Genomic DNA, 20,625 nt, shown 5'->3' on the forward strand with positions numbered 1-20,625 from the left:
ACGCTCTGATCGTTCCCGTGCGCTGCACGGGAACGATCCCACTCAAGACAGCCCGTCTGCGCTACCATGCTGAGCCGGACGCGGCAGCCTGCTGCGCGCAGGAGTCAGCATGGCCCACCCGTTTGAAACCCTCACCCCAGACCTCGTGCTCGATGCCGTCGAAAGCATCGGCTTCCTGAGCGACGCGCGCATTCTGGCGCTCAACAGTTACGAAAACCGCGTCTATCAGGTCGGCATCGAAGACTCGGAACCGCTGATCGCCAAGTTCTATCGCCCGCAGCGCTGGACCAACGAAGCCATTCTCGAAGAACACCAGTTCACCTTCGAACTGGCCGACGTCGAAATCCCGGTGGTGGCGCCATTGATCCACAACGGCGAAACCCTGCACGAACACGCCGGTTTTCGTTTCACCCTGTTTCCCCGTCGCGGTGGCCGGGCGCCGGAGCCGGGCAATCTCGACCAGTTGTATCGCCTCGGCCAATTGCTCGGGCGCATGCACGCGGTCGGCGGGACCAAACCGTTCGAGCACCGCGAAGCGCTGGCGGTGAAGAACTTCGGCCATGACTCGCTGGCCACTTTGCTGGAAGGCAACTTCATTCCCAAGAGCCTGCTGCCGGCCTACGAGTCTGTCGCCCGCGATCTGCTCAAGCGTGTGGAAGACGTCTACGCCAACACGCCGCACCAGAACATCCGCATGCATGGCGACTGCCACCCCGGCAACATGATGTGCCGCGACGAGATGTTCCACATCGTCGACCTCGACGACTGCCGCATGGGGCCGGCGGTACAGGACATCTGGATGATGCTCGCCGGCGATCGTCAGGATTGTCTGGGACAGTTGTCGGAATTGATGGACGGCTACAACGAATTCCATGACTTCGACCCGCGTGAACTGGCGCTGATCGAACCGCTGCGCGCCCTGCGCCTGATGCATTACAGCGCGTGGCTGGCCCGACGCTGGGACGATCCGGCGTTCCCCCGCAGCTTTCCGTGGTTCGGCAGCGAGCGGTATTGGGGCGATCAGGTGCTGGCGTTGCGTGAGCAACTGTCGGCGCTGAACGAAGAGCCGTTGAAGCTTTTCTGACACGACACGTCTATACAACTGCCCGTACAATCGCTGCTTTGTTAGCTGCCTAAGCAAGGATTCTGCATGCAAGCCGCCAACCCGCGTCGCGGGTACATTCTGGGCCTTAGCGCCTACATTATCTGGGGACTGTTCCCGCTCTACTTCAAAGCCATCGCCGAAGTGCCGGCGGTGGAAATCATCATCCACCGGGTGCTGTGGTCAGCGCTGTTCGGCGCGCTGCTGTTGATGGTGTGGAAGCATCCCGGCTGGTGGCAGGAACTGCGCGACAACCCGAAACGCCTGGCGATTCTTGCGCTTAGCGGCACCTTGATCGCGGCCAACTGGCTGACTTACGTGTGGTCGGTGAATAACGGCCGGATGCTGGAAGCGAGCCTCGGTTACTACATCAACCCGCTGGTGAACGTGCTGCTGGGCATGCTGATCCTTGGCGAACGCCTGCGGCGCATGCAGTGGCTGGCGGTCGGTCTGGCGGCGGTCGGCGTGGCGCAGCAGGTGTGGCAGGTCGGCAGCCTGCCGTGGGTGTCGCTGGTGCTGGCGCTGACCTTCGGTTTCTACGGGCTGATCCGCAAGCAGGCACCGGTCAAGGCGTTGCCGGGGCTGGTGGTGGAAACCTGGATGCTGGTGCCGATCGCCCTTGCGTGGCTGCTGTTCAATCCGACCGCGACCAGTGCTCAGGCCGAGTTCTGGACCACCTCCGAAGCCTGGTGGCTGGTGGCGGCCGGTCCGGTGACGCTGGTGCCGCTGGTCTGCTTCAACGCGGCGGCACGGCACCTGCCCTACACCACCCTCGGTTTCCTGCAATACCTGGCGCCGACGCTGGTGCTGCTGCAAGCCGTGCTGCTGTTCGGCGAGCACTTGTCGTCCAGCACGCTGATCGCCTTCATGTTTATCTGGGCCGGTCTGGCGGTCTACAGCGTCGATGCGTGGCTGAGTCTGCGCCGGCGCAGCTGATCAAAAAACGCACAAACCTCCACAGGCCACGGTTCTCGTGGCCTGTATCGTTCCTTCCCAAGGTTATCCACAGCGTGATCCCCGCCGTTTGTGCGCAAGTCACTGAATGCTGGCGTTTTTTTGATCAATCTTCGCCAAGCCACGGCGGACGTGGCCTGGCGGTCAGTCTCTACAGGTTATCCACAGGCAGGTGCACGTTTAAACTGGATAACCCGATCCCTCTTCACAGGTCGGTGCGCAGCACCAATTCCACCATCAAGTCATCGGCCAAGGTTTCCAGGCGCGATTGCAGCACGTCCAGCGACAGGGTCAGCGGCACCGCCAGAATCGCCTCGGCGTGGAACAGCGGCTCGCTGCTCATCGGTGCCGGGCGCACCTCGGTCACCAGCCGCTCCAGGTTTACGCCCTGCTCGCTCAGCAACCGGGTGATGTCACGCACGATGCCCGGACGATCATTGCCCACCAGCTCCATGGCGATCGGCTTCCACGTGCAGGCCTGCTCGATACCGCTTTCGGCCACCAGCACGCGGATGCCCTGTGCCGACAAAGCTTGTAGGGCATCGACTAATTCGTCGTAAGCCTCCGCTGGCACGCCGACCCGCAGGATCCCGGCGAACTGCCCGGCCATGCGTGACATGCGGCTTTCCAGCCAGTTGCCGCCGTGTTCGGCGATACATTGGGCGATGCGCTCGACCTGCCCGGGCTTGTCCGGTGCGAAGACGGTGAGTACGAGGTGATCCATGGCGCAGCCCTCTTGTCATGACTTTTGTTATAGAAAAGCAAGTATAGGCAAGCGTTCGACAGACGCCTCAGACGCTCGAAATCACAAATCGTGTACAACTTTTTATATTTAACTGGAACAATCCATTGGTTTTTTGAGAACATCCCGTTCCGCGCCGTGACCGCAATGCGTCATGGGGTCGCAGAACGACGTAATTAGTCTGATTTTCACAACCGCAACTCATCATGTAGTATGCCGCAGCGCGCACTACATAACGCTGGATCGATGTCTGCCCAAGGCACGTTCGCAACCCTGAAAGCCCCGTCAGCAAGGCCCCCAAGCCGTTGATTGGTCCCAGCCCAGCCGCCAGCGATGGCATGTACTGGTCGAGGGGTTTGTGGTTTAAATGGCCAGAGGCTTCATTGTTAAATTGAAGAGCTGAAAAGCGAAATAGCTGAGCAGAGTGAGGCAAGCAATGACTGAACACGTTCAAGTCGGTGGCCTGCAGGTCGCCAAAGTCCTGTTCGACTTCGTGAACAACGAAGCCATTCCCGGTACCGGCCTCACCGCCGACAAATTCTGGGAAGGTGCCGACAAGGTCATTCACGACCTGGCGCCAAAGAACAAAGCCCTACTCGCCAAACGCGATGACTTCCAGGCTCGTATCGATGGCTGGCACCAGAGCCGTGCCGGTCAGCCGCACGACGCCGTGGCCTATAAAGCCTTCCTGCAAGAGATCGGTTATCTGCTGCCAGAAGCGGCTGATTTCCAGGCAACGACGCAAAATGTCGATGACGAAATCGCCCGTACCGCCGGCCCGCAACTCGTGGTTCCGGTGATGAACGCCCGCTTCGCCCTCAACGCCTCGAACGCCCGCTGGGGTTCGCTGTACGACGCCCTGTACGGCACCGACGCCATCAGCGAAGCCGGCGGCGCGGAAAAAGGCAAAGGCTACAACAAGGTGCGTGGCGACAAAGTCATCGCCTTCGCCCGTGCGTTCCTCGACGAAGCCGCGCCACTGGCGACCGGCTCCCACGTCGATTCCACCGGCTACAAGATTGCTGACGGCAAACTGGTGGTCACCCTCAAGGGCGGCAGCACCAGCGGCCTGCGCAACGAAGCTCAGCTGATCGGCTTCCAGGGCGATGCGTCGGCTCCGATAGCAATCCTGCTGAAGAACAACGGCCTGCATTTCGAAATCCAGATCGATGCCAGCACCCCGGTCGGCCAGACCGATGCCGCTGGCGTCAAAGACATCCTGATGGAAGCGGCGCTGACCACCATCATGGACTGCGAAGACTCCGTCGCTGCCGTCGATGCCGACGACAAGGTTGTGATCTACCGCAACTGGCTCGGCCTGATGAAGGGCGATCTGGCGGAATCCGTGTCCAAGGGCGGCCAGACCTTCACCCGTACCATGAACCCGGATCGCACCTACACCAAGGTCGACGGCAGCGAACTGACCCTGCACGGCCGCTCGCTGTTGTTCGTGCGTAACGTCGGTCACCTGATGACCATCGACGCGATCCTCGACAAGCACGGCAACGAAGTGCCGGAAGGCATCCTCGACGGTCTGGTGACTTGCCTGGCGGCGATGCACAACCTGAACGGCAACACTTCGCGCAAGAACACCCGCACCGGCTCCGTCTACATCGTCAAACCGAAGATGCACGGCCCGGAAGAAGCGGCGTTCACCAACGAGCTGTTCGGTCGCATCGAAGACGCGCTGGGCCTCAAGCGCAACACCCTGAAAGTCGGGATCATGGACGAGGAACGCCGTACCACGGTCAACCTCAAAGCGTGCATCAAGGCAGCGAGCGAGCGCGTGGTGTTCATCAACACCGGTTTCCTCGACCGCACCGGCGACGAAATCCACACCTCCATGGAAGCCGGCCCGATGGTGCGCAAGGCGGACATGAAGGCCGAGAAATGGATCGGCGCCTACGAGAACTGGAACGTCGATATCGGTCTGAGCACCGGCCTGCAAGGTCGTGCGCAAATCGGTAAAGGCATGTGGGCGATGCCCGACCTGATGGCGGCGATGCTCGAACAGAAAATCGCTCACCCGCTGGCCGGCGCCAACACTGCCTGGGTTCCGTCGCCAACCGCCGCTGCGCTGCACGCGCTGCACTACCACAAGGTCGACGTGTTCGCCCGTCAGGCCGAGCTGGCCAAACGTGCCCGCGCTTCGGTCGATGACATCCTGACCATCCCGCTGGCGGTCAACCCGAACTGGACCCCGGAGCAGATCAAGAACGAACTGGACAACAACGCCCAGGGCATTCTCGGTTACGTGGTGCGCTGGATCGACCAGGGCGTGGGTTGCTCGAAGGTGCCGGACATCAACGACGTCGGCCTGATGGAAGACCGTGCGACGCTGCGTATCTCCAGCCAGCACATCGCCAACTGGCTGCGCCACGGCGTGGTGACCGAAGCGCAAGTGATGGAAAGCCTCAAGCGCATGGCGCCGGTGGTTGACCGTCAGAACGCCAACGACCCGCTGTACCGTCCGCTGGCCCCGAACTTCGACAGCAACATTGCCTTCCAGGCGGCGGTCGAACTGGTGATCGAGGGCACCAAACAGCCGAACGGCTACACCGAGCCGGTCCTGCACCGTCGTCGCCGCGAGTTCAAGGCTGCCAACGGCCTTTAACCTGCGCTGATGCCGGACATGAAAAAGCCCTGATCTTTTGATCAGGGCTTTTTTTGTGCTCGTGAATTTGAGATTGGTGAAGGGCTTTGGATCGCCCCCTCACCCCAACCCTCTCCCCAAGGGGTAGAGGGGGAAAGGGAGCAAATAGGGGGCTTTTCAGAACCTGAGTTCGACTCAATATTTCAGGTCGGCGTATCTCTAACATTCACCTCGGTCAGTCCCCTCTCCCTTCGGGAGAGGGTTAGGGTGAGGGGGCTTTGGCGTTAAGGCTCGATGCCCAGCTCATGCTTGACCAGTCCAAGCAATTTGGCGGTATCAATCGGCTTGAGCAAAAAATCCACCACGCTCAAATGCATCGCCGCAATCGCATCCTTCACGTCGGCATCGCCCGAAACGATGATGATCGGCATTGCCGCCCGCACTGACTCGCGCACCTGGCGGATCAGCTCCAGGCCATCGACGTTGCCCATGCGCAGATCGGTGATCACCAACCCGATCGAAGGTTTTTCCGCGAGCATTTTCAGCGCGGTTTCGCCGCTGGCGGCGGTCATGCAACGGATACCGTCCAATCCCAGAATCTCCGACAACAGCTCCCGGGCGTCCTTGTCGTCATCGACGATCAATACACGCTGCGGTGGCAGATCGGGTTCGAGCATTACAGCGCTGAGCGCTTCCCGCTCGGCGTCGCTCAAAATATCGTGGTCGGACATGGCGTTCTCTACGTTTTCAATTCGATCCCCTGGCACAGTGGTCAGACATCGCTGGGCAGAGCTTCAATGTGCACTTCGTCGGATTTTTTTCCAAGGGGCGAACCGAAGAATTTCCGACTGATTTTGTAGGGCATATCCGAAAACTACCCAACGGCATGCCCAACCTAGACTTACGTCCAATGGGCACCCCGCGCGATGGGGCCGACCATGGCTGCAACGATCCGACAACAACAATTCGAAAAAGACTGCGGTAATGGTTATGAGTAAAGCGGACGCCTTCACCCAGGCAGGGAAAACCGCGGTGTTGCAGAACATTCAGGGCACTTTGCAATTCCTCCAGCGCTTCCCCCCTTTCAATCAAATGGAACACGCCCACCTGGCGTACCTGGTGGAACAATGCCAGCTGCGCTTCTACGGTCAGGGCGAAAGCATCATCAAACCCGCCGACGGGCCGGTCGAACACTTCTACATCGTCAAGCAGGGCCGGGTGGTCGGCGAGCGTCCGCACACGGCCAAGGGCGGCACCGAAACCACGTTTGAAATCACCACCGGCGAGTGTTTTCCCCTCGCTGCGCTGCTCGGCGAACGGGCGACCCGCACCGAGCATCTGGCCGGCGAAGACACCTTCTGCCTGCAACTGAACAAACTGGCGTTCATCAAGCTGTTCGCCCTCTCCAACACCTTCCGCGATTTCGCCCTGCGCGGGGTCAGCAGCCTGCTCGATCAGGTCAATCAGCAAGTCCAGCAGAAAGCCGTGGAAACCCTCGGCACCCAATACTCGCTGAACACCCGCCTCGGCGAATTGGCCATGCGCCATCCCGTGACCTGCAGCCCTTCCACCCCACTGCGCGAAGCGGTGAAGCTGATGCACGAACAACAGGTCGGCAGCATCGTCGCGGTGGACGAACACAAGGCGCCGCTGGGGATTTTCACCCTGCGCGACCTGCGCCATGTAGTGGCTGAAGGGGTTGGCGATTTCAGCGAGCCGATCGAACGGCACATGACGCACTCGCCGTTCCATCTGTCGCCGGATCACAGCGCCTTCGACGCCGCGATTGCCATGACCGAACGGCACATCGCCCATGTGTGTCTGGTCAAGGATCGACGCCTGTGCGGCGTGGTTTCCGAGCGCGATCTGTTCTCGCTGCAACGGGTCGATCTGGTGCACCTGGCGCGGACCATTCGCAGTGCCCAGCGGGTCGAACAACTGGTGACCCTGCGCGGCGAGATCGGCCAACTGGTGGAGCGCATGCTCGCTCACGGCGCATCGTCGACCCAGATCACCCACATCATCACCCTGCTTAACGATCACACCGTGTGCCGGGTGATCGAACTGACCCTCGCCGAAAAAGGCGATCCTGGTGTGCCATTCAGCTGGCTGTGCTTCGGCAGCGAAGGCCGACGCGAGCAGACCCTGCACACCGATCAGGACAACGGCATTCTGTTCGACGCGCGGGATGCGGCCCACGCGGCGGAGATTCGCGGCAAGCTGCTGCCCATCGCCCAGCAGATCAATAACAGTCTGGCGCAATGCGGCTTCACCCTGTGCAAGGGCAACGTCATGGCCGGCAATCCGCAGCTGTGCCTGTCCCGCGCCGAATGGGCCCGACGCTTTGCCGCGTTCATTCGCGAGGCGACGCCGGAGAACCTGTTGGGCTCAAGCATTTATTTCGACCTGCGGGTGGTCTGGGGCGATGAACAGGGATGCGAGCAACTGCGCCGGGGAATTCTCGATCAGGTCGCTGATAACCGACTGTTCCAGCGAATGATGGCCGAGAACGCCTTGCGCAATCGCCCGCCAGTGGGGCGTTTCCGTGAGTTCGTGCTGACGAAAAAGAACGGCGAGAAAGCCACGCTGGACCTGAAAATTCAGGGCCTGACCCCGTTTGTCGACGGTGCCCGCCTGCTCGCGCTGGCCCATGGCGTCGATGCCAACAACACCCTCGAACGCTTCCGCCAGCTTGTGGATAAAGAAGTCATCGACCGCCTGGATGGCGCCGCGTACGAAGAGGCTTACCACTTCATTCAGCAGACGCGCATGCAGCAGCATCAACTGCAGACCCGGGAAAACCTGCCGTATTCGAACCGGGTCGATCCCGACAGCCTCAATCATCTGGACCGGCGCATCCTGCGTGAATCCCTGCGCCAGGCCCAGCGCCTGCAAAGCAGCCTGACCCTGCGGTATCAGCTATGAGCCTGTTTTCGTGGCTGCGTCCGGCCAGTCCCGTCGTGCCGGACGATCTGCAACAGCGCCTGGCGAAACTGCCGGCCATCGGTGAGCTGCGTGAATGCAGCCTCCGCGAACAGCGTTGGGTGGTACTGGATCTGGAAACCACCGGGCTGAACCTGAACAAGGATCGGGTGCTGTCGATTGGTGCGGTGGCGATCGAGGACGGTGCGATCGACTTCAGTCAGCAGTTCGAACGCACCCTGCAATGTCACGAGTTGAAACTCGGTCCGAGCGTGTTGATTCACGGCTTGGCCCCGAGCGCGATTGCCGCCGGCAGCGAGCCCACGGAAGCGCTGGTCGAGCTGCTGGAGTTTATCGGCGACAGTCCGGTGCTGGCGTTTCACGCTTCGTTCGACCAGCACATGCTCGGCCGCGCACTGAAGGAACATCTCGGGCACAAGTTGCAGACGGTGTTTCTCGATGTGGCGCAGATCGCCCCGCTGGTTTGCCCGCAGGCGCACATTCGCGAAGCGGGGCTGGACGAGTGGATCGACTGGTTCAAGCTCGAAGTGTTCGAACGCCACCACGCGAGCGCCGATGCTCTGGCCACGGCGGAACTGGCGCTGATCCTGTTCAGCCGGGCACGCCAGCAGCAGATCCAGAGCCCGCTGAATCTGCAGCAACGCCTGAGTCAGTGGAAACGCCGCCAGCAGACGCATTCGTTCTGAATCCGGGTTGTCGCCCGACAACCCGACCGGTGGCCAATTGCTAACCATTCCCACCTCTGCCACAATCGCGAACAATTCTCGTTAGTTAACACTTCCCAGTCGGTGTCGTCGTGTCTTCAGCCCAAAGCCCTCACAGTGAGCTCGTCGGTGCGTTGTATCGCGACCACCGCGGCTGGCTGCTGACCTGGCTGCGCCGCAACGTGGCTTGCCCGCAACGCGCCGAAGACCTGAGCCAGGACACCTTCGTCCGCCTGCTCGGCCGCGACGAACTGCTGACCCCGCGCGAACCCCGGGCGTTTCTGGTGGCGATCGCCAAAGGCTTGTTGTTCGACTACTTCCGCCGGGCGGCGCTGGAACAGGCGTATCTGACCGAACTGATGCTGGTCCCCGAGGGCGAACAGCCCTCGGTCGAAGAACAGCAACTGATCCTCGAAGACCTCAAGGCCATCGACCGCATGCTCGGCAAGCTGTCGACCAAGGCCCGCGCCGCTTTCCTCTATAACCGCCTCGACGGCCTGACCCACGCCGAGATCGCCGACAAACTCGGCGTGTCTGTCCCGCGCGTGCGCCAGTACCTGGCCCAGGGCATCCGCCAGTGCTACATCGCACTGTACGGTGAGCCCACATGAGCCCGGCCAGTTCCCGACCGGTCCCGGCCCATGTACTGGACGCGGCGATTGCCTGGCAATTGACCCTCGATTCCAGCACGCCGCTGGAGCGCGAAGAGTTCGCCAAATGGCACGCGGCCAACGAAGAACATGCTCGCGCCTGGCGCCAGTTGGGCATGCTCGACCAGCGTTTCAGCGTGGCCAACGGCCCGGCACGCACCGCATTGCTGCAATCGCGCGAAGGCATCCGCCGCCGCGTGCGCAAGCTCGGCAGCGGGCTGGCCAGTGTCGTGGCGGTGGTCGGTCTGGCGCTGTTTGCCGGCGAACGTTATCTGCCGCTGGATTACTGGCTCGCCGACCAACGCACCGCCACCGGCGAACAGCGCACCGTGCGCCTGGCCGACGGCACCGTACTCAATCTGAATACCCATAGCGCGGTGGATGTCCGCTTCGATGAGAAGCAGCGGCTGATCGTGTTGCAGGAAGGCGAAATCCTCGTCGAAACCGGTCACGGCGATGCGCGGCCGTTCATCGTCGAAACCGCCGAGGGCAGCATGCGCGCCCTGGGTACGCGGTTCCTGGTCAAGCGCGAAGACGCCGGCACGCGCCTTAGCGTGTTGCAGTCGGCGGTGGCGGCGCATCCGCAATCCGATCCGCAGGAACAGATCCTGCGCGAAGGCCAGCAAGTGCTGATCCGCCACAACGGTCTGGATTCGGTAGTGGCGCTCAACCCCGGCGCCGATGCCTGGACCCGCGGCATGTTGGTGGTGGACAACGCGCGCCTGGAAGACCTGGTGCATGAACTCGGTCGCTATCGTCGCGGCCATCTGGGCATTGCGCCGGAAGTCGCCGACCTGCGCATCACCGGCAGCTTCCCGCTGCACGACACCGACAAGGCGCTGAACGCCCTGCTGCCGACCCTGCCGGTGCAGATCGAACAGCACACGCCATGGTGGGTGACCGTGGCCAAGGCTGATCCGAAGCCCTGACATTCAGCGCTTCCTGAGCAATCGCTGTCGCGAGCAGGTCGCGACAGCCCCCCCATCACACCCCATGAAAACGGACTTTCTGCTGACTTGTGCAGCGTTGTCGTTCGTTAATCGAAATTATTTTCATCCAGCCCTATCACTTTTCGAATCTCGTCCGGCACACAGGCAATTGAGAAATATTTCCATTCAGGAGCCGCCGTATGTCCCGTTCGCTAGACACCTTGTTGCGCCCCAGTTTGCTGGCGGTCGCCATTGCCCTCTGCACCCCGCTGGCCAGCAGCCAACTGATCGCCGCTGAACAGGCGTCGAGCGTACGCGCCTACAACCTGCCGGCGGCTCCGTTGTCGACCACCCTGAACCAGATCGCCAGCCAGGGCGGCCTCACGCTGTCGCTGAACCCGTCGCTGGCGGCGGGCAAGACTTCGGCGCCGGTCAACGGCCAATATGACGCGGCCGGCGCCCTGCGCGCGGCCCTGCGTGGCACCGGTCTGCAACTGGAACAGAGCAGCGCCGGCACTTACACCCTGGTCGCCGTACCGGAAGGCGTGATGGCCCTGCCGGAAACTTCGGTGATCGGCGTGGAAAACTATGAAAGCGCCTGGGGCCCGGTCGAAGGCTACACCGCCACCCGCACCGCCGCCGGCACCAAGACCGACACCGCGCTGGTCGAAGCGCCGCGTTCGATTTCGGTCGCCACTCGCCAGCAAATGGACGACCGTGGCGTGCACAGCCTCGATGACGCCGTGCGCTACATGCCTGGCATCACCGCCAGCAGCTACGGCAGCGACACCCGTATCGACTGGCTGCGCGTGCGCGGTTTCGAACCGACCCAATTCCTCGACGGCCTGCCGTTGCCACGCGGCATCTACGCCAACCCGAAACCGGAAACCTGGAACCTCGATCGCCTCGCCCTGCTGCGCGGCCCGGCTTCTTCGGTGTACGGCCAGACCCCGCCGGGCGGCCTGCTGGACATGGTCAGCCGTCGCCCGAGCGATGTGCAAAGCAGCGAAATCCAGTTGCAGTACGGCAGCGACAATCACCGCCAGATCAACTTCGCCAGCACCGGCAAGATCGATGAAGCGGGTCAGTTTTTGTATGGCATCAGCGGCGTGGTGCGTGACAGCGACACGCAGATCGACCACATCGAAAACAAGCGCTACAACATCGCCCCGAGCCTGACCTGGAACATCGACGAAGACACCAAGCTGACCTTGCTCTCGCAGTTCACCCGCGACGATACCGGTGTCACCAGCCAGTTCTACCCGATCCAGGGCACCAGGATCGACATGCCGTTCGGCAAGATTTCCCATCACAAGAACCTGGGCGATCCTGACTACGACTTCTACGACCGTACCTACTACGCGCTCGGCTATGCCTTCGAACATCGCATCAACGACGTGTGGCAGTTCAAACAGAATCTGCGTTACACCAAGTCTGATCTGTCGTTCCAGACGGTGACCGTCAACAGCTACAACCCATCCTTCGCCGGCTTCACCGTCGATGATCAGGGTAATGTCGGCCGCGGCACCACCAACGTCGATGAGGACATCAGCCAGTTCGCCGTGGACAACAACTTCCAGGCGGACTTCGCCACCGGCGATATCCGTCACACCCTGTTGCTCGGTCTCGATCATCAGCGCAGCAACGACAACTACACCTCGATCTTCGGCTCCGCACCGGACATCAACGTCAATAACCCGGTCTACGGCCAGACGATCATTCGTCCACCTCGTTCCTCGGCGTTCTATGACTACAACCAGAAAACCTACCAGAGCGGCCTCTACGTGCAGGACCAGATGGCCCTGGACCAATGGCGTCTGACCCTGGGCGGTCGTGAAGACTGGGTGCACACCAGCACCAAGTTCTTCAACAAGGGCGACGCCACCAACACCCAGCGTGACAAGGCGTTCAGCGGTAACGCGGCGATCAGCTACGTGTTCGACTCGGGTTTCGTGCCGTACCTGTCGTACGCCGAATCCTTCCAGCCAACCAGCGGCGCCGATGCCACTGCCACCGACTCGTTCAAACCGACCGAGGGCAAGCAATGGGAACTGGGCATCAAGTACCAGCCACCGGGCAGCAAGACCCTGCTCAGCGCAGCGGTGTATGACCTGACCCAGAAGAACGTCTCGGTCAACTCCATCGTCAACAACGTGACCATCACCAGCCAGACCGGCGAAGTGAAAGTCAAAGGCCTGGAGCTGGAAGCCGTCTCCGACGTTACCGACAACCTGAAAGTCATCGCCGCCTACACCCTGGCCAAGTCCGAAGTGCAGAAAGGCGTCGACAAGGGCAACCGTCTGCAACTGATGCCGAACCAGCAAGCCTCGCTGTGGACCGATTACACCTGGCACAGCGGCGTGCTCGACGGCTTCGGCATCGGCGGCGGCGTGCGCTACACCGGCAACACCTACGGCGACAAGGCCAACACCTGGCTGGGCAAGGCGGACGCCTACACCGTGTTTGACGCCGCCGTGCATTACGACCTCGGCCGTCTGGACAACAGCCTCAAAGGGGCGTCGCTGGCACTCAACGCGACCAACCTGTTCGACAAGGACTACATTTCCACCTGCGACGGTTTCTACTGCTACTACGGCGACCAGCGCAGCGTCATCGCCAGCGCCACCTACAAGTGGTAAGCGCCTGAGCTGAAACAGGCCCTGCAACCAGGCCGTCCCTCGTGGACGGCTTTGGTGTTTTTGAAGGTCATGAAATGAAAAGTAAAACAATTCGCCGCTGGTCCTTCGTCCACACCTGGACCAGCCTGATCTGCACCGTGTTTTTGCTGCTGCTGGCCCTGACCGGCCTGCCGCTGATTTTCCATCACGAGATCGACCACCTGCTGGGCGATGCGCCCGAGTTGCGGGTGATGCCGGCGGATACGCCGCATCTGAACCTGGCGCAACTGGTCGAAGCGGCGGAGAAGCATCGGCCCGGTGAAGTCGTGCAGTACTTCGGCTTCGAAGACGACGAACCGAATGCCGTGCTGACGATCATGGCCAAGACCGCCGGCACCGAGCCCAACTCCTCGCACACCTTCATGCTCGATGCGCGCACCGGCGAAGCCCTGGAAATGCCTTCGGCCAACGGTGGGCTGATGCTGTTCATCCTGCGCCTGCACGTCGACATGTTCGCCGACCTGCCGGGCAAGTTGCTGCTGGCGTTCATGGGTTTGCTGTTCGTGGTCGCGATCGTGTCCGGCACGGTGTTGTACCTGCCGTTCATGCGCCGCTTGAAGTTCGGCACCGTGCGCCAGGACAAATCCACCCGCCTGCGCTGGCTCGACCTGCATAACCTGATCGGCGTGGTCACCCTGACCTGGGCACTGGTGGTCGGCGTTACGGGAGTGATCAGCGCCTGTGCCGACCTGATCATCGCCGCCTGGCGCAGCGATTCGCTCAACGCCATGATCGCGCCCTATCGCGATGCCCCGCCGCTGACGCAACTGGCCCCGGCCACCCGGGTGCTGGACATCGCCGGCAGCGTCACACCGGGGATGAAACCGGACTTCATCGCCTTCCCCGGCACCCGTTTCTCCAGCGAGCACCATTACTCGGTGTTCATGAAGGGCGGCACCCACCTGACCTCGCACCTGCTGACCCCGGTGCTGATCGACGCCAGCACCCTGCAGGTCACGGCGGTGGCAGAACGACCGTGGTACATGGACGCCATGGGCATGTCTCAGCCGCTGCACTTCGGTGACTACGGCGGCATGCCGATGAAAATCCTCTGGGCCACGCTGGACGTGCTGACCATCATCGTCCTCGCCAGCGGCGTGTACTTGTGGGTGGTAAGGCGCAAGGCCGCGAAACCGGTACTGGAACCGGCGGAGGCCGCAGCATGAAGCCGCGTCAGTCGAATTTCTGGAAGGTCTTCAGCACACCGCTGGTGATCGCGCTGCTGAGTGCGGCGGGCCTGTTCGCCGCGCTGCTGGGCGACGGGATCTGGGATGGCTTGAGCTGGATTGGTCTGGGCGTTCCGGCCGCCATTGCCCTGCGTGGACTGCTGCAACGTCGCTGAACGGCTTGAGCCTGACGGGCAACGCGCTATGCTGCCCGTCTTGCCCTTGACCGAGACCCTGCCAATGTCCGCTCCCAGCATGACCCTGTTTCACAACACCCTGTCCCCGTTCGTGCGCAAAGTCATGGTGCTGCTGCACGAGACCGGCCAGCAGGATCGCGTCGCGCTGCAGGACTGCGTACTCAGCCCTGTCAGCCCGGACGCCGCCCTCAACGAAGACAACCCGCTGGGCAAGATCCCGGCCCTGCGCCTGGCCGACGGCAATGTCATCCATGACAGCCGGGTGATCCTTGATTACCTCGACCACCAGCACGTCGGCAACCCGCTGATCCCTCGCGACGGCGCGGCCCGCTGGCGGCGCCTGACCCTGGCCTCGATGGCCGACGGGATCATGGACGCCTCGGTCATGGTGCGTTACGAGCAAGTGCTGCGTGCCCCGGAAAAGCACTGGGACGAATGGCTCGAGGCCCAGCGCGAGAAGATCCGCCGCGCCCTCGCCCTGCTGGAGCGCGACGCGATTGCCGAACTGACCTGCCACTTCGACGTCGCTTCGATCAGCGTGGCCTGTGCGCTGGGTTATCTGGATCTGCGCTTCCCGGATCTGGGCTGGCGTGACGCCAACCCGCAACTGGCCAACTGGTTCTTTGAAGTGAGCCAGCGGCCGTCGATGATTGCGACGATGCCGAAGGCTTGACGCACCGGGCGGGAGGCAACGACGCAAAGATCAGCGTCATCAACACTTCGGCCTCCCGCTGCTCCTCACGCAACCCCACAAACCGGCTCATTGCACCGCTCCGATATCGAACTCCAGCGGTTTGGCCGGTTTCTGCCCGATCCCGTACCAGTCCAGATTGCGGGTCAGCACCATGAACACACCCAGCAGACCGAACAGCAGCAGCGAGCCCATCAGCAGCGCGTAATCCTCGGCGCTCAGCAAGCCGTAGAGCAAACCGTACAACGCCGCCAGCCCCGCCGAAAAACTCAAGCCATGCCGCACGCTGCGCAGCACATGGCAGACGTAGAACCCGATCAACAACACACAACCGCTGGCCGACAACAGATACGCCAGGGCAAAACCGATGTGCTCCGACAACGACAGCAGCAACAGATAAAAGAACGCCAGCGCCACACCTACCAGCGCGTATTGCACCGGGTGCACTGCCAGGCTTTTCAGTACTTCGAACAGGAAGAAACCGGCGAACGTCAGGACGATGAACAACAACGCATATTTGATCGCCCGATCGCTCTTCAGGTACTGATCCACCGGATCGATGAAGCTCACGCCGAAACTGCGCCCGTTGAACGTCTCGCAATCATTGCCCGACACGCAGCGGCTCATCGCCTCTTGCAAATTGGTGGAGAAAAACGAGGTCTGCCAATCGGCGGTGAAACCCTGATCGGTGATCTCGCGTTTGGCCGGCAGGAAGTTACCGATGAAGCTTGGGTGCGGCCAGTTGGCAGCGAGGTTCACGCGGCTGGTCTTGCCCACCGGCAGCACCTGCAACGAGCCGGTGCCTTGCAGGCGCAGGTCGAAGCCGAAGGCCAGTTCCGTGGTCTTGCTGGTGTCCAGCGCCGGCAGCGTCACTCGCACACCCTCGCCCAGCCAGCCGACCTGAGTACCCGGAACGAAGTCCAGGCGTTGCGCGCCAAGCTCCAGCTTCAGCGCATTTTCGATACCGCGAATATCACTGATGCCGACCGCCAGGAACGGCGCATCGAAGGTGTAATCGGCAAAATCCTCCTTGATCCCCAACTGCGCCGGCAGCGAGAAATGCCCGCTGATACGGTTATCGGCATGGAACAGCCGCGCCTCGTAAATGCCACGGGCGCGCAGTTCGGTCTGCACCTGGCCGTCGAGTTCAAAACGCTCCGGCAGAAAATACAGGCGCCCGCGCTCTTCGCCGATTTCCTGGTAGCGCTCGTCGCTCTTCTCCTTGGTTTTCCAGGTGCGCACCACTTTGCGATACGGCACAACCATCACCGGCCCGCTGAGTTGCTGGCTGTAGCTTGAGCTTCTGGCAATGTCTTCCAGCACACCGTCACGCAGTTGCTGGCGATCGTCGATGATGCCGTCGATCATCAGCAGCGGCACCAGCAATACCAGGATCAGCAGGGCAATGGCCCCGAGTTTTATCGTCAGACTTTTGTTCATGGGACTCTCCCTGTTTCGATGGGCAGAGTCTGCAAAGGGGATGTGGGGGTTTTATGGGAGGAATGTGGAGTTTGTGTGGAAACTACAACTGCAGAACGACTTCCACCCCACCTTCAACGTTGCCGATGCGCATTGATCCACCGTGCAACTTGACCACCTCCTCGACGAAGTTCAGCCCGAGTCCGGTGCTTTTACGTCCGCTGTCCGGGCGTGGCAAGGAGTAGAAACGCTCGCTCAAACGGGGCAAGGCATAGTCGGGAATCGGCGTGGTTTCGTTGAACAGGCGAAGCTCGACCTGCTCGCCGATTCTCTCGGCACCAAAGCGCAGCAGACCGTGTGACGGCGTGAAATCCAGTGCGTTCTCCAGCAGATTGCCCAGCGCCTGTCGCAGCAGAAATGGCTCGCCGATCAACGCCAGATCCGCCGCGATGGTTTGCTCGATACGCAGTTGCCGGCCTTCGATGCGTGCCATTTGAGCCTGTAACAGCTCATCCACCAGCGCCGCCAATGGCACTGCGACGCGTTCCTCAAGACCCTGCCGCTGTTCGACCTGCGCAAGGTTCAGCAGGCGCTCGATCAACTGTTGCATCCGGGCACTTTCACTGTCGATGTTGCCGACAAAGCGCAATCGCTGATCCGCCGGCATCTCGCCCTGCAACAACTCGGCGGCACCGCGAATCGCCGCCAGCGGGCTCTTCAATTCATGGGTCAGGGTGTGCACATAACGCTCGACGTAGGCCTTGCCTTCGAGCTGGGTGCGCATCTGTTCCACGGCAGTGGCCAACTGTTCCAGCTCGCCGCCGCGATAGTGCGGCACCGCCACCCGACGGCCCTCGCTCACCGCCTGGGCGTACACGGTCAAGCGGTGCAACGCGCGGCTCAGCCACCACGACAGCACGGCGCCGAGCAGCAGGCCGAGGCCGATCAATCCGGCGCCGTAACCGAGCAAACGGCGTTCGGTGCGATCGACGTAGGGTTGCAGTGAACTGTTGGGCTTGGCCACGGTGACCACGCCAATGATCGCGCCGTTGTCGCGGATCGGCGCGCCGACGTGCATCACTGAAGAATTCGGATCATTCGGGTCACTGCGGCTGGAACGTGCGCCGTATTCACCGCGCAGGGTCAGGTAGACGTCGTTCCAGCGCGAGTAGTCCTGACCGACGGCCAGACCACTGGAGTCCAGGACCACGATGCCCTTGGCGTCGGTGACGTAGATGCGGTGGTTGACCTGGTTTTTCGCCAGTCCCCAGATCGTCGCCTTCGGCTGGCGATCGCCATAGGCGCGGAGCAGCTCCGGCCAGCGATTCTGGTTGAGGGTGCCGGCCTTGAAATCATCCCGCAGGATTTCCGCCATCAGGTTGGCGGTGTCGACCAGGGTTTCTTCGGTGGACTGGCGCACGCCGGGGCGGATTTCTTCCATCACTGTGTTGAGTACGAAGTAACCGGTGAGGCCGATGAACAGCACATACACCAGGAAAATCCGCAGCCCCAGCGACATCAGCTGTGCCCCGGGCTGTAGCTGTAGCCAAGGCCGCGATGGGTCTGGATCGGCTCGGCCTCGGCGCGCACCAGACGCAATTTGGCGCGCACGCTTTTGATATGGCTGTCGATGCTGCGCTCGTAACCGGCATCCGCCGCCACGCCCAGCGCATCGAGCAGTTGCTCGCGGCTGAACACCCGCTCGGGTTGTTCGAGCAGGCATTGCAGCAGACGGAATTCGTGGCGGGTGAGGCTCAGTGGTTGGCCGCGATAGCTGATCTGCACACGTTCGGGATCGACGCGAAACAGCGCCGAGGACGCCTCGATGACCGGACGTGGCGCCATGCGCTTGAGAATCGCCCGGACTCGTGCCGCCACTTCGCGCGGGCTGAACGGCTTGACCACGTAATCATCGGCGCCGATTTCCAGGCCCACCACGCGGTCGATTTCGGCATTGCGCGCGCTGAGGAACAGCACCGGCACTTCACTGAAGCGACGCAGCTGTTTGCAGGTCTCGAAGCCGCTGATGTCCGGCAGGCCGATGTCGAGGATGATCAGATCCGCCGGGGTCTGGCGCTGATGCTCCAGCGCCGCCGCGCCCAGGCTCAGCCAGGTCGTGGTGAAGCCCTCGCCCTGCAAGGCAAAAATCAGCGTGTCGGCAATCGCCGCTTCGTCTTCGACAATCAGGATATGAGGCATGGCGTCCGAGCCTGTGGGTTAAGTGCGCGAACGGTGCCCCAAGCCCGGCGTTACGTCAATGAGACCACTTGGTTTAGCAGTCCGGCTTGTCCGCCGTGAAGCGTCGCGCCGGGTTCACCGCCGCGCCGAACTCGCGCAGGGCCTTGGCCCCGATCAGCAACGGGTAGTTGAAGTTGCTGCGGTCAGTCAGGTTGACCTCCACGGTACGCTTGACGTCGCCCAGGCACAGCTCCAGATCGACCACCGGACGCTTGGCCACTTCGGTGCTTTCGCCCTCGTCTTCTTCATCCGAGCGACTCTTGATCTTGCTGATCCGCGCGACCTTGTGCTCGTACACCTTGTTGCTGGCGTCCTTGGTGGCCAGACGGAAACGCACCCAGTCTTCGCCGTCGCGTTTGAACGTCTCGATGTCCTTGGCCGACAACGAGGCGGTCAGCGCGCCGGTGTCCATCTTGGCCTTGAGCACTTCGCCGCCGATTTCCGGCAGCGCGATGTATTCGTAACGACCGTACAGGGTCGGTTCGGCGGCGAGCACCGGCAGGGCGACGAGGGAAAGCAGTGCAAGGAGGGATTTCACGTAAAGGGCTTCCTTGGGAAATGGGGGCGTCAGACGCGAGATTTTAGACCGTTGTTTACTTGATCGTTCCCACGCTCCGCGTGGGAACGATCAGACTAACGCGCCACAGGTGAAACATTCGTCACCGGCGGATTTGGCCTGTCGGCCGAAGCCACTTATCATGGCGCGCCCATCCGTTTTCCAAGAGTTGCTTATGCGCCGCCTGCTCACCGGCTGTTTCGTCACCCTGCTGCTGTTGTCCAATACCCTCGTGCTGTTCGGACCGCTGATGGTGTTCGCCCTGCTCAAGCTGATCCTGCCGGGGCGCTTTCGCGACTACGCCTCGTGGGCGGTGATGTGGATCGCCGAAACCTGGGCGGAAATCGACAAGCTGATCTTTCGCCTGTGCATCCCCACCCAATGGGACATTCGCGGCGGCGAAGACCTGCGCAGCGACACGTCTTACCTGGTGATCAGCAACCATCAGTCCTGGGTCGATATCCCGGCGCTGATCCAGACCCTCAACCGGCGCACGCCGTTCTTCAAGTTCTTCCTCAAGAAAGAGCTGATCTGGGTGCCGTTCCTGGGCCTGGCCTGGTGGGCGCTGGATTACCCGTTCATGAAGCGTTACACCAAGGCGTTTCTGGCGAAGAACCCGGAACTGGCCGGCAAGGATCTGGAAATCACCAAGGCCGCCTGCGAGCTGTTCAAGCGCCAGCCGGTGACGGTGGTGAACTATCTGGAAGGCACGCGTTACACCGCTGCCAAAAGCACTCAGCAGCAATCGCCGTTCAGTCACCTGCTCAAACCCAAGGCGGGCGGCGTGGCGTTTGTACTGGCGGCGATGGGCGAACAGCTGGACGCGATTCTCGACGTGACCGTGGTTTATCCACAGCAGAAGATTCCGGGGTTCTGGGACCTGATCAGCGGCAACGTGCCGCGCGTGATCATCGACATCCAGACCCGCGAGCTGGATCCGGCCCTGTGGCAGGGCGATTACGAAAACGATCCGGCGTTTCGCGAGAAGGTCCAGAACTGGGTCAACCAGCTCTGGACCCTCAAGGATCAGCGCATCGCCGAACTCAAGGGCGAGCGCCGCTGA

The 20,625-nt window shown here is 61.8% G+C and carries 18 protein-coding genes; 12 read left to right on the forward strand and 6 right to left on the reverse strand.

The window, feature by feature from the left end; genetic code table 11:
* The first annotated feature begins 109 nt into the window (after window positions 1-109).
* On the forward strand, window positions 110-1,084 hold the full coding sequence (locus tag ABFB52_RS26830; protein ID WP_102685708.1) for a serine/threonine protein kinase: 975 nt from the start codon (window positions 110-112) through the stop codon (window positions 1,082-1,084).
* 66 nt (window positions 1,085-1,150) lie between these two features.
* The gene (gene rarD / locus ABFB52_RS26835; protein ID WP_007959831.1) at window positions 1,151-2,038 is read left to right on the forward strand and encodes an EamA family transporter RarD; all 888 of its coding nucleotides are present in this window, start codon (window positions 1,151-1,153) and stop codon (window positions 2,036-2,038) included.
* Window positions 2,039-2,261: 223 nt separating this feature from the next.
* Here rarD and ABFB52_RS26840 read toward each other — a convergent pair whose 3' ends face one another.
* Window positions 2,262-2,780 carry a glycine cleavage system protein R gene (locus ABFB52_RS26840; protein WP_011336250.1) on the reverse strand — a complete coding sequence of 173 codons (519 nt, stop codon included), beginning with the start codon at window positions 2,778-2,780 and terminating at the stop codon, window positions 2,262-2,264.
* Window positions 2,781-3,234: 454 nt separating this feature from the next.
* Here ABFB52_RS26840 and ABFB52_RS26845 point away from each other — a divergent pair, with 454 nt between their 5' ends.
* Window positions 3,235-5,412 carry a malate synthase G gene (locus ABFB52_RS26845; RefSeq protein WP_129972191.1) on the forward strand — a complete coding sequence of 726 codons (2,178 nt, stop codon included), beginning with the start codon at window positions 3,235-3,237 and terminating at the stop codon, window positions 5,410-5,412.
* A 263-nt stretch (window positions 5,413-5,675) separates the two neighbouring features.
* Here the strand turns inward: ABFB52_RS26845 and ABFB52_RS26850 are convergent, their stop codons facing one another.
* On the reverse strand, window positions 5,676-6,122 hold the full coding sequence (locus tag ABFB52_RS26850) for a response regulator (RefSeq protein ID WP_108563414.1): 447 nt from the start codon (window positions 6,120-6,122) through the stop codon (window positions 5,676-5,678).
* 253 nt (window positions 6,123-6,375) lie between these two features.
* Between ABFB52_RS26850 and ABFB52_RS26855 the strand changes: the two genes are divergently transcribed.
* The 8 genes from ABFB52_RS26855 (at window position 6,376) to ABFB52_RS26890 (ending at window position 15,331) form a co-directional block, all read left to right on the forward strand.
* Window positions 6,376-8,316 (forward strand): putative nucleotidyltransferase substrate binding domain-containing protein, encoded by a 1,941-nt coding sequence (locus ABFB52_RS26855; RefSeq protein WP_129972192.1) that lies wholly within the window; start codon window positions 6,376-6,378, stop codon window positions 8,314-8,316.
* Window positions 8,313-9,020 (forward strand): 3'-5' exonuclease, encoded by a 708-nt coding sequence (locus tag ABFB52_RS26860; protein WP_102685713.1) that lies wholly within the window; start codon window positions 8,313-8,315, stop codon window positions 9,018-9,020. Before ABFB52_RS26855 ends, ABFB52_RS26860 begins: the two co-directional genes overlap by 4 nt.
* Window positions 9,021-9,130: 110 nt before the next feature.
* Window positions 9,131-9,649 (forward strand): RNA polymerase sigma factor, encoded by a 519-nt coding sequence (locus tag ABFB52_RS26865; protein WP_129972193.1) that lies wholly within the window; start codon window positions 9,131-9,133, stop codon window positions 9,647-9,649.
* Window positions 9,646-10,617 carry a FecR family protein gene (locus ABFB52_RS26870; protein ID WP_102718887.1) on the forward strand — a complete coding sequence of 324 codons (972 nt, stop codon included), beginning with the start codon at window positions 9,646-9,648 and terminating at the stop codon, window positions 10,615-10,617. Before ABFB52_RS26865 ends, ABFB52_RS26870 begins: the two co-directional genes overlap by 4 nt.
* Before the next feature lie 200 nt (window positions 10,618-10,817).
* The gene (locus tag ABFB52_RS26875; protein WP_085746621.1) at window positions 10,818-13,256 is read left to right on the forward strand and encodes a TonB-dependent siderophore receptor; all 2,439 of its coding nucleotides are present in this window, start codon (window positions 10,818-10,820) and stop codon (window positions 13,254-13,256) included.
* Window positions 13,257-13,330: 74 nt separating this feature from the next.
* Entirely contained in the window at window positions 13,331-14,461 is a 1,131-nt protein-coding gene (locus tag ABFB52_RS26880) for a PepSY domain-containing protein (RefSeq protein WP_129972194.1), read from the forward strand.
* Complete coding sequence (locus ABFB52_RS26885; RefSeq protein ID WP_085697754.1) at window positions 14,458-14,637, forward strand: hypothetical protein; 180 nt, start codon at window positions 14,458-14,460, stop codon at window positions 14,635-14,637. The genes ABFB52_RS26880 and ABFB52_RS26885 overlap by 4 nt, the downstream gene beginning before the upstream one ends.
* Before the next feature lie 64 nt (window positions 14,638-14,701).
* A complete protein-coding gene (locus ABFB52_RS26890) occupies window positions 14,702-15,331 on the forward strand; it encodes a glutathione S-transferase (RefSeq protein ID WP_085746824.1) in 630 nt (209 codons plus the stop codon).
* Between the two features lie 87 nt (window positions 15,332-15,418).
* On the opposite strand, the gene creD is transcribed toward ABFB52_RS26890, so the two are convergent.
* The 4 genes from creD to ABFB52_RS26910 all read right to left on the reverse strand — a co-directional run bounded on the left by creD (window position 15,419) and on the right by ABFB52_RS26910 (window position 19,544).
* Complete coding sequence (gene creD / locus ABFB52_RS26895; RefSeq protein ID WP_085746623.1) at window positions 15,419-16,789, reverse strand: cell envelope integrity protein CreD; 1,371 nt, start codon at window positions 16,787-16,789, stop codon at window positions 15,419-15,421.
* 82 nt (window positions 16,790-16,871) lie between these two features.
* Complete coding sequence (gene creC, locus ABFB52_RS26900) at window positions 16,872-18,287, reverse strand: two-component system sensor histidine kinase CreC (RefSeq protein WP_085746624.1); 1,416 nt, start codon at window positions 18,285-18,287, stop codon at window positions 16,872-16,874.
* On the reverse strand, window positions 18,287-18,967 hold the full coding sequence (gene creB / locus ABFB52_RS26905) for a two-component system response regulator CreB (protein WP_129972195.1): 681 nt from the start codon (window positions 18,965-18,967) through the stop codon (window positions 18,287-18,289). The genes creC and creB overlap by 1 nt, the downstream gene beginning before the upstream one ends.
* Before the next feature lie 73 nt (window positions 18,968-19,040).
* Window positions 19,041-19,544 carry an ATP-dependent zinc protease gene (locus ABFB52_RS26910; RefSeq protein WP_007959815.1) on the reverse strand — a complete coding sequence of 168 codons (504 nt, stop codon included), beginning with the start codon at window positions 19,542-19,544 and terminating at the stop codon, window positions 19,041-19,043.
* A 193-nt stretch (window positions 19,545-19,737) separates the two neighbouring features.
* Between ABFB52_RS26910 and ABFB52_RS26915 the strand changes: the two genes are divergently transcribed.
* Entirely contained in the window at window positions 19,738-20,625 is an 888-nt protein-coding gene (locus ABFB52_RS26915) for an acyltransferase (protein ID WP_129972196.1), read from the forward strand.

Source organism: Pseudomonas sp. 9.2(2024) (genome assembly GCF_039695385.1).
In the GTDB taxonomy this organism is placed as follows: domain Bacteria; phylum Pseudomonadota; class Gammaproteobacteria; order Pseudomonadales; family Pseudomonadaceae; genus Aquipseudomonas; species Aquipseudomonas paraglycinae.

What these genes read in the sequence shown, in the direction of transcription:
- ABFB52_RS26845 (WP_129972191.1), top strand. Translation starts at nt 3,235, where the DNA reads ATGACTGAACACGTTCAAGTCGGTGGCCTGCAGGTCGCCAAAGTCCTG.
- ABFB52_RS26830 (WP_102685708.1), top strand. Translation starts at nt 110, where the DNA reads ATGGCCCACCCGTTTGAAACCCTCACCCCAGACCTCGTGCTCGATGCC.
- ABFB52_RS26855 (WP_129972192.1), top strand. Translation starts at nt 6,376, where the DNA reads ATGGTTATGAGTAAAGCGGACGCCTTCACCCAGGCAGGGAAAACCGCG.
- ABFB52_RS26860 (WP_102685713.1), top strand. Translation starts at nt 8,313, where the DNA reads ATGAGCCTGTTTTCGTGGCTGCGTCCGGCCAGTCCCGTCGTGCCGGAC.
- ABFB52_RS26885 (WP_085697754.1), top strand. Translation starts at nt 14,458, where the DNA reads ATGAAGCCGCGTCAGTCGAATTTCTGGAAGGTCTTCAGCACACCGCTG.
- ABFB52_RS26870 (WP_102718887.1), top strand. Translation starts at nt 9,646, where the DNA reads ATGAGCCCGGCCAGTTCCCGACCGGTCCCGGCCCATGTACTGGACGCG.
- ABFB52_RS26880 (WP_129972194.1), top strand. Translation starts at nt 13,331, where the DNA reads ATGAAAAGTAAAACAATTCGCCGCTGGTCCTTCGTCCACACCTGGACC.
- creB (WP_129972195.1), bottom strand. Translation starts at nt 18,967, where the DNA reads ATGCCTCATATCCTGATTGTCGAAGACGAAGCGGCGATTGCCGACACG.
- ABFB52_RS26915 (WP_129972196.1), top strand. Translation starts at nt 19,738, where the DNA reads ATGCGCCGCCTGCTCACCGGCTGTTTCGTCACCCTGCTGCTGTTGTCC.
- creD (WP_085746623.1), bottom strand. Translation starts at nt 16,789, where the DNA reads ATGAACAAAAGTCTGACGATAAAACTCGGGGCCATTGCCCTGCTGATC.
- ABFB52_RS26890 (WP_085746824.1), top strand. Translation starts at nt 14,702, where the DNA reads ATGTCCGCTCCCAGCATGACCCTGTTTCACAACACCCTGTCCCCGTTC.
- rarD (WP_007959831.1), top strand. Translation starts at nt 1,151, where the DNA reads ATGCAAGCCGCCAACCCGCGTCGCGGGTACATTCTGGGCCTTAGCGCC.
- ABFB52_RS26850 (WP_108563414.1), bottom strand. Translation starts at nt 6,122, where the DNA reads ATGTCCGACCACGATATTTTGAGCGACGCCGAGCGGGAAGCGCTCAGC.
- ABFB52_RS26875 (WP_085746621.1), top strand. Translation starts at nt 10,818, where the DNA reads ATGTCCCGTTCGCTAGACACCTTGTTGCGCCCCAGTTTGCTGGCGGTC.
- ABFB52_RS26840 (WP_011336250.1), bottom strand. Translation starts at nt 2,780, where the DNA reads ATGGATCACCTCGTACTCACCGTCTTCGCACCGGACAAGCCCGGGCAG.
- creC (WP_085746624.1), bottom strand. Translation starts at nt 18,287, where the DNA reads ATGTCGCTGGGGCTGCGGATTTTCCTGGTGTATGTGCTGTTCATCGGC.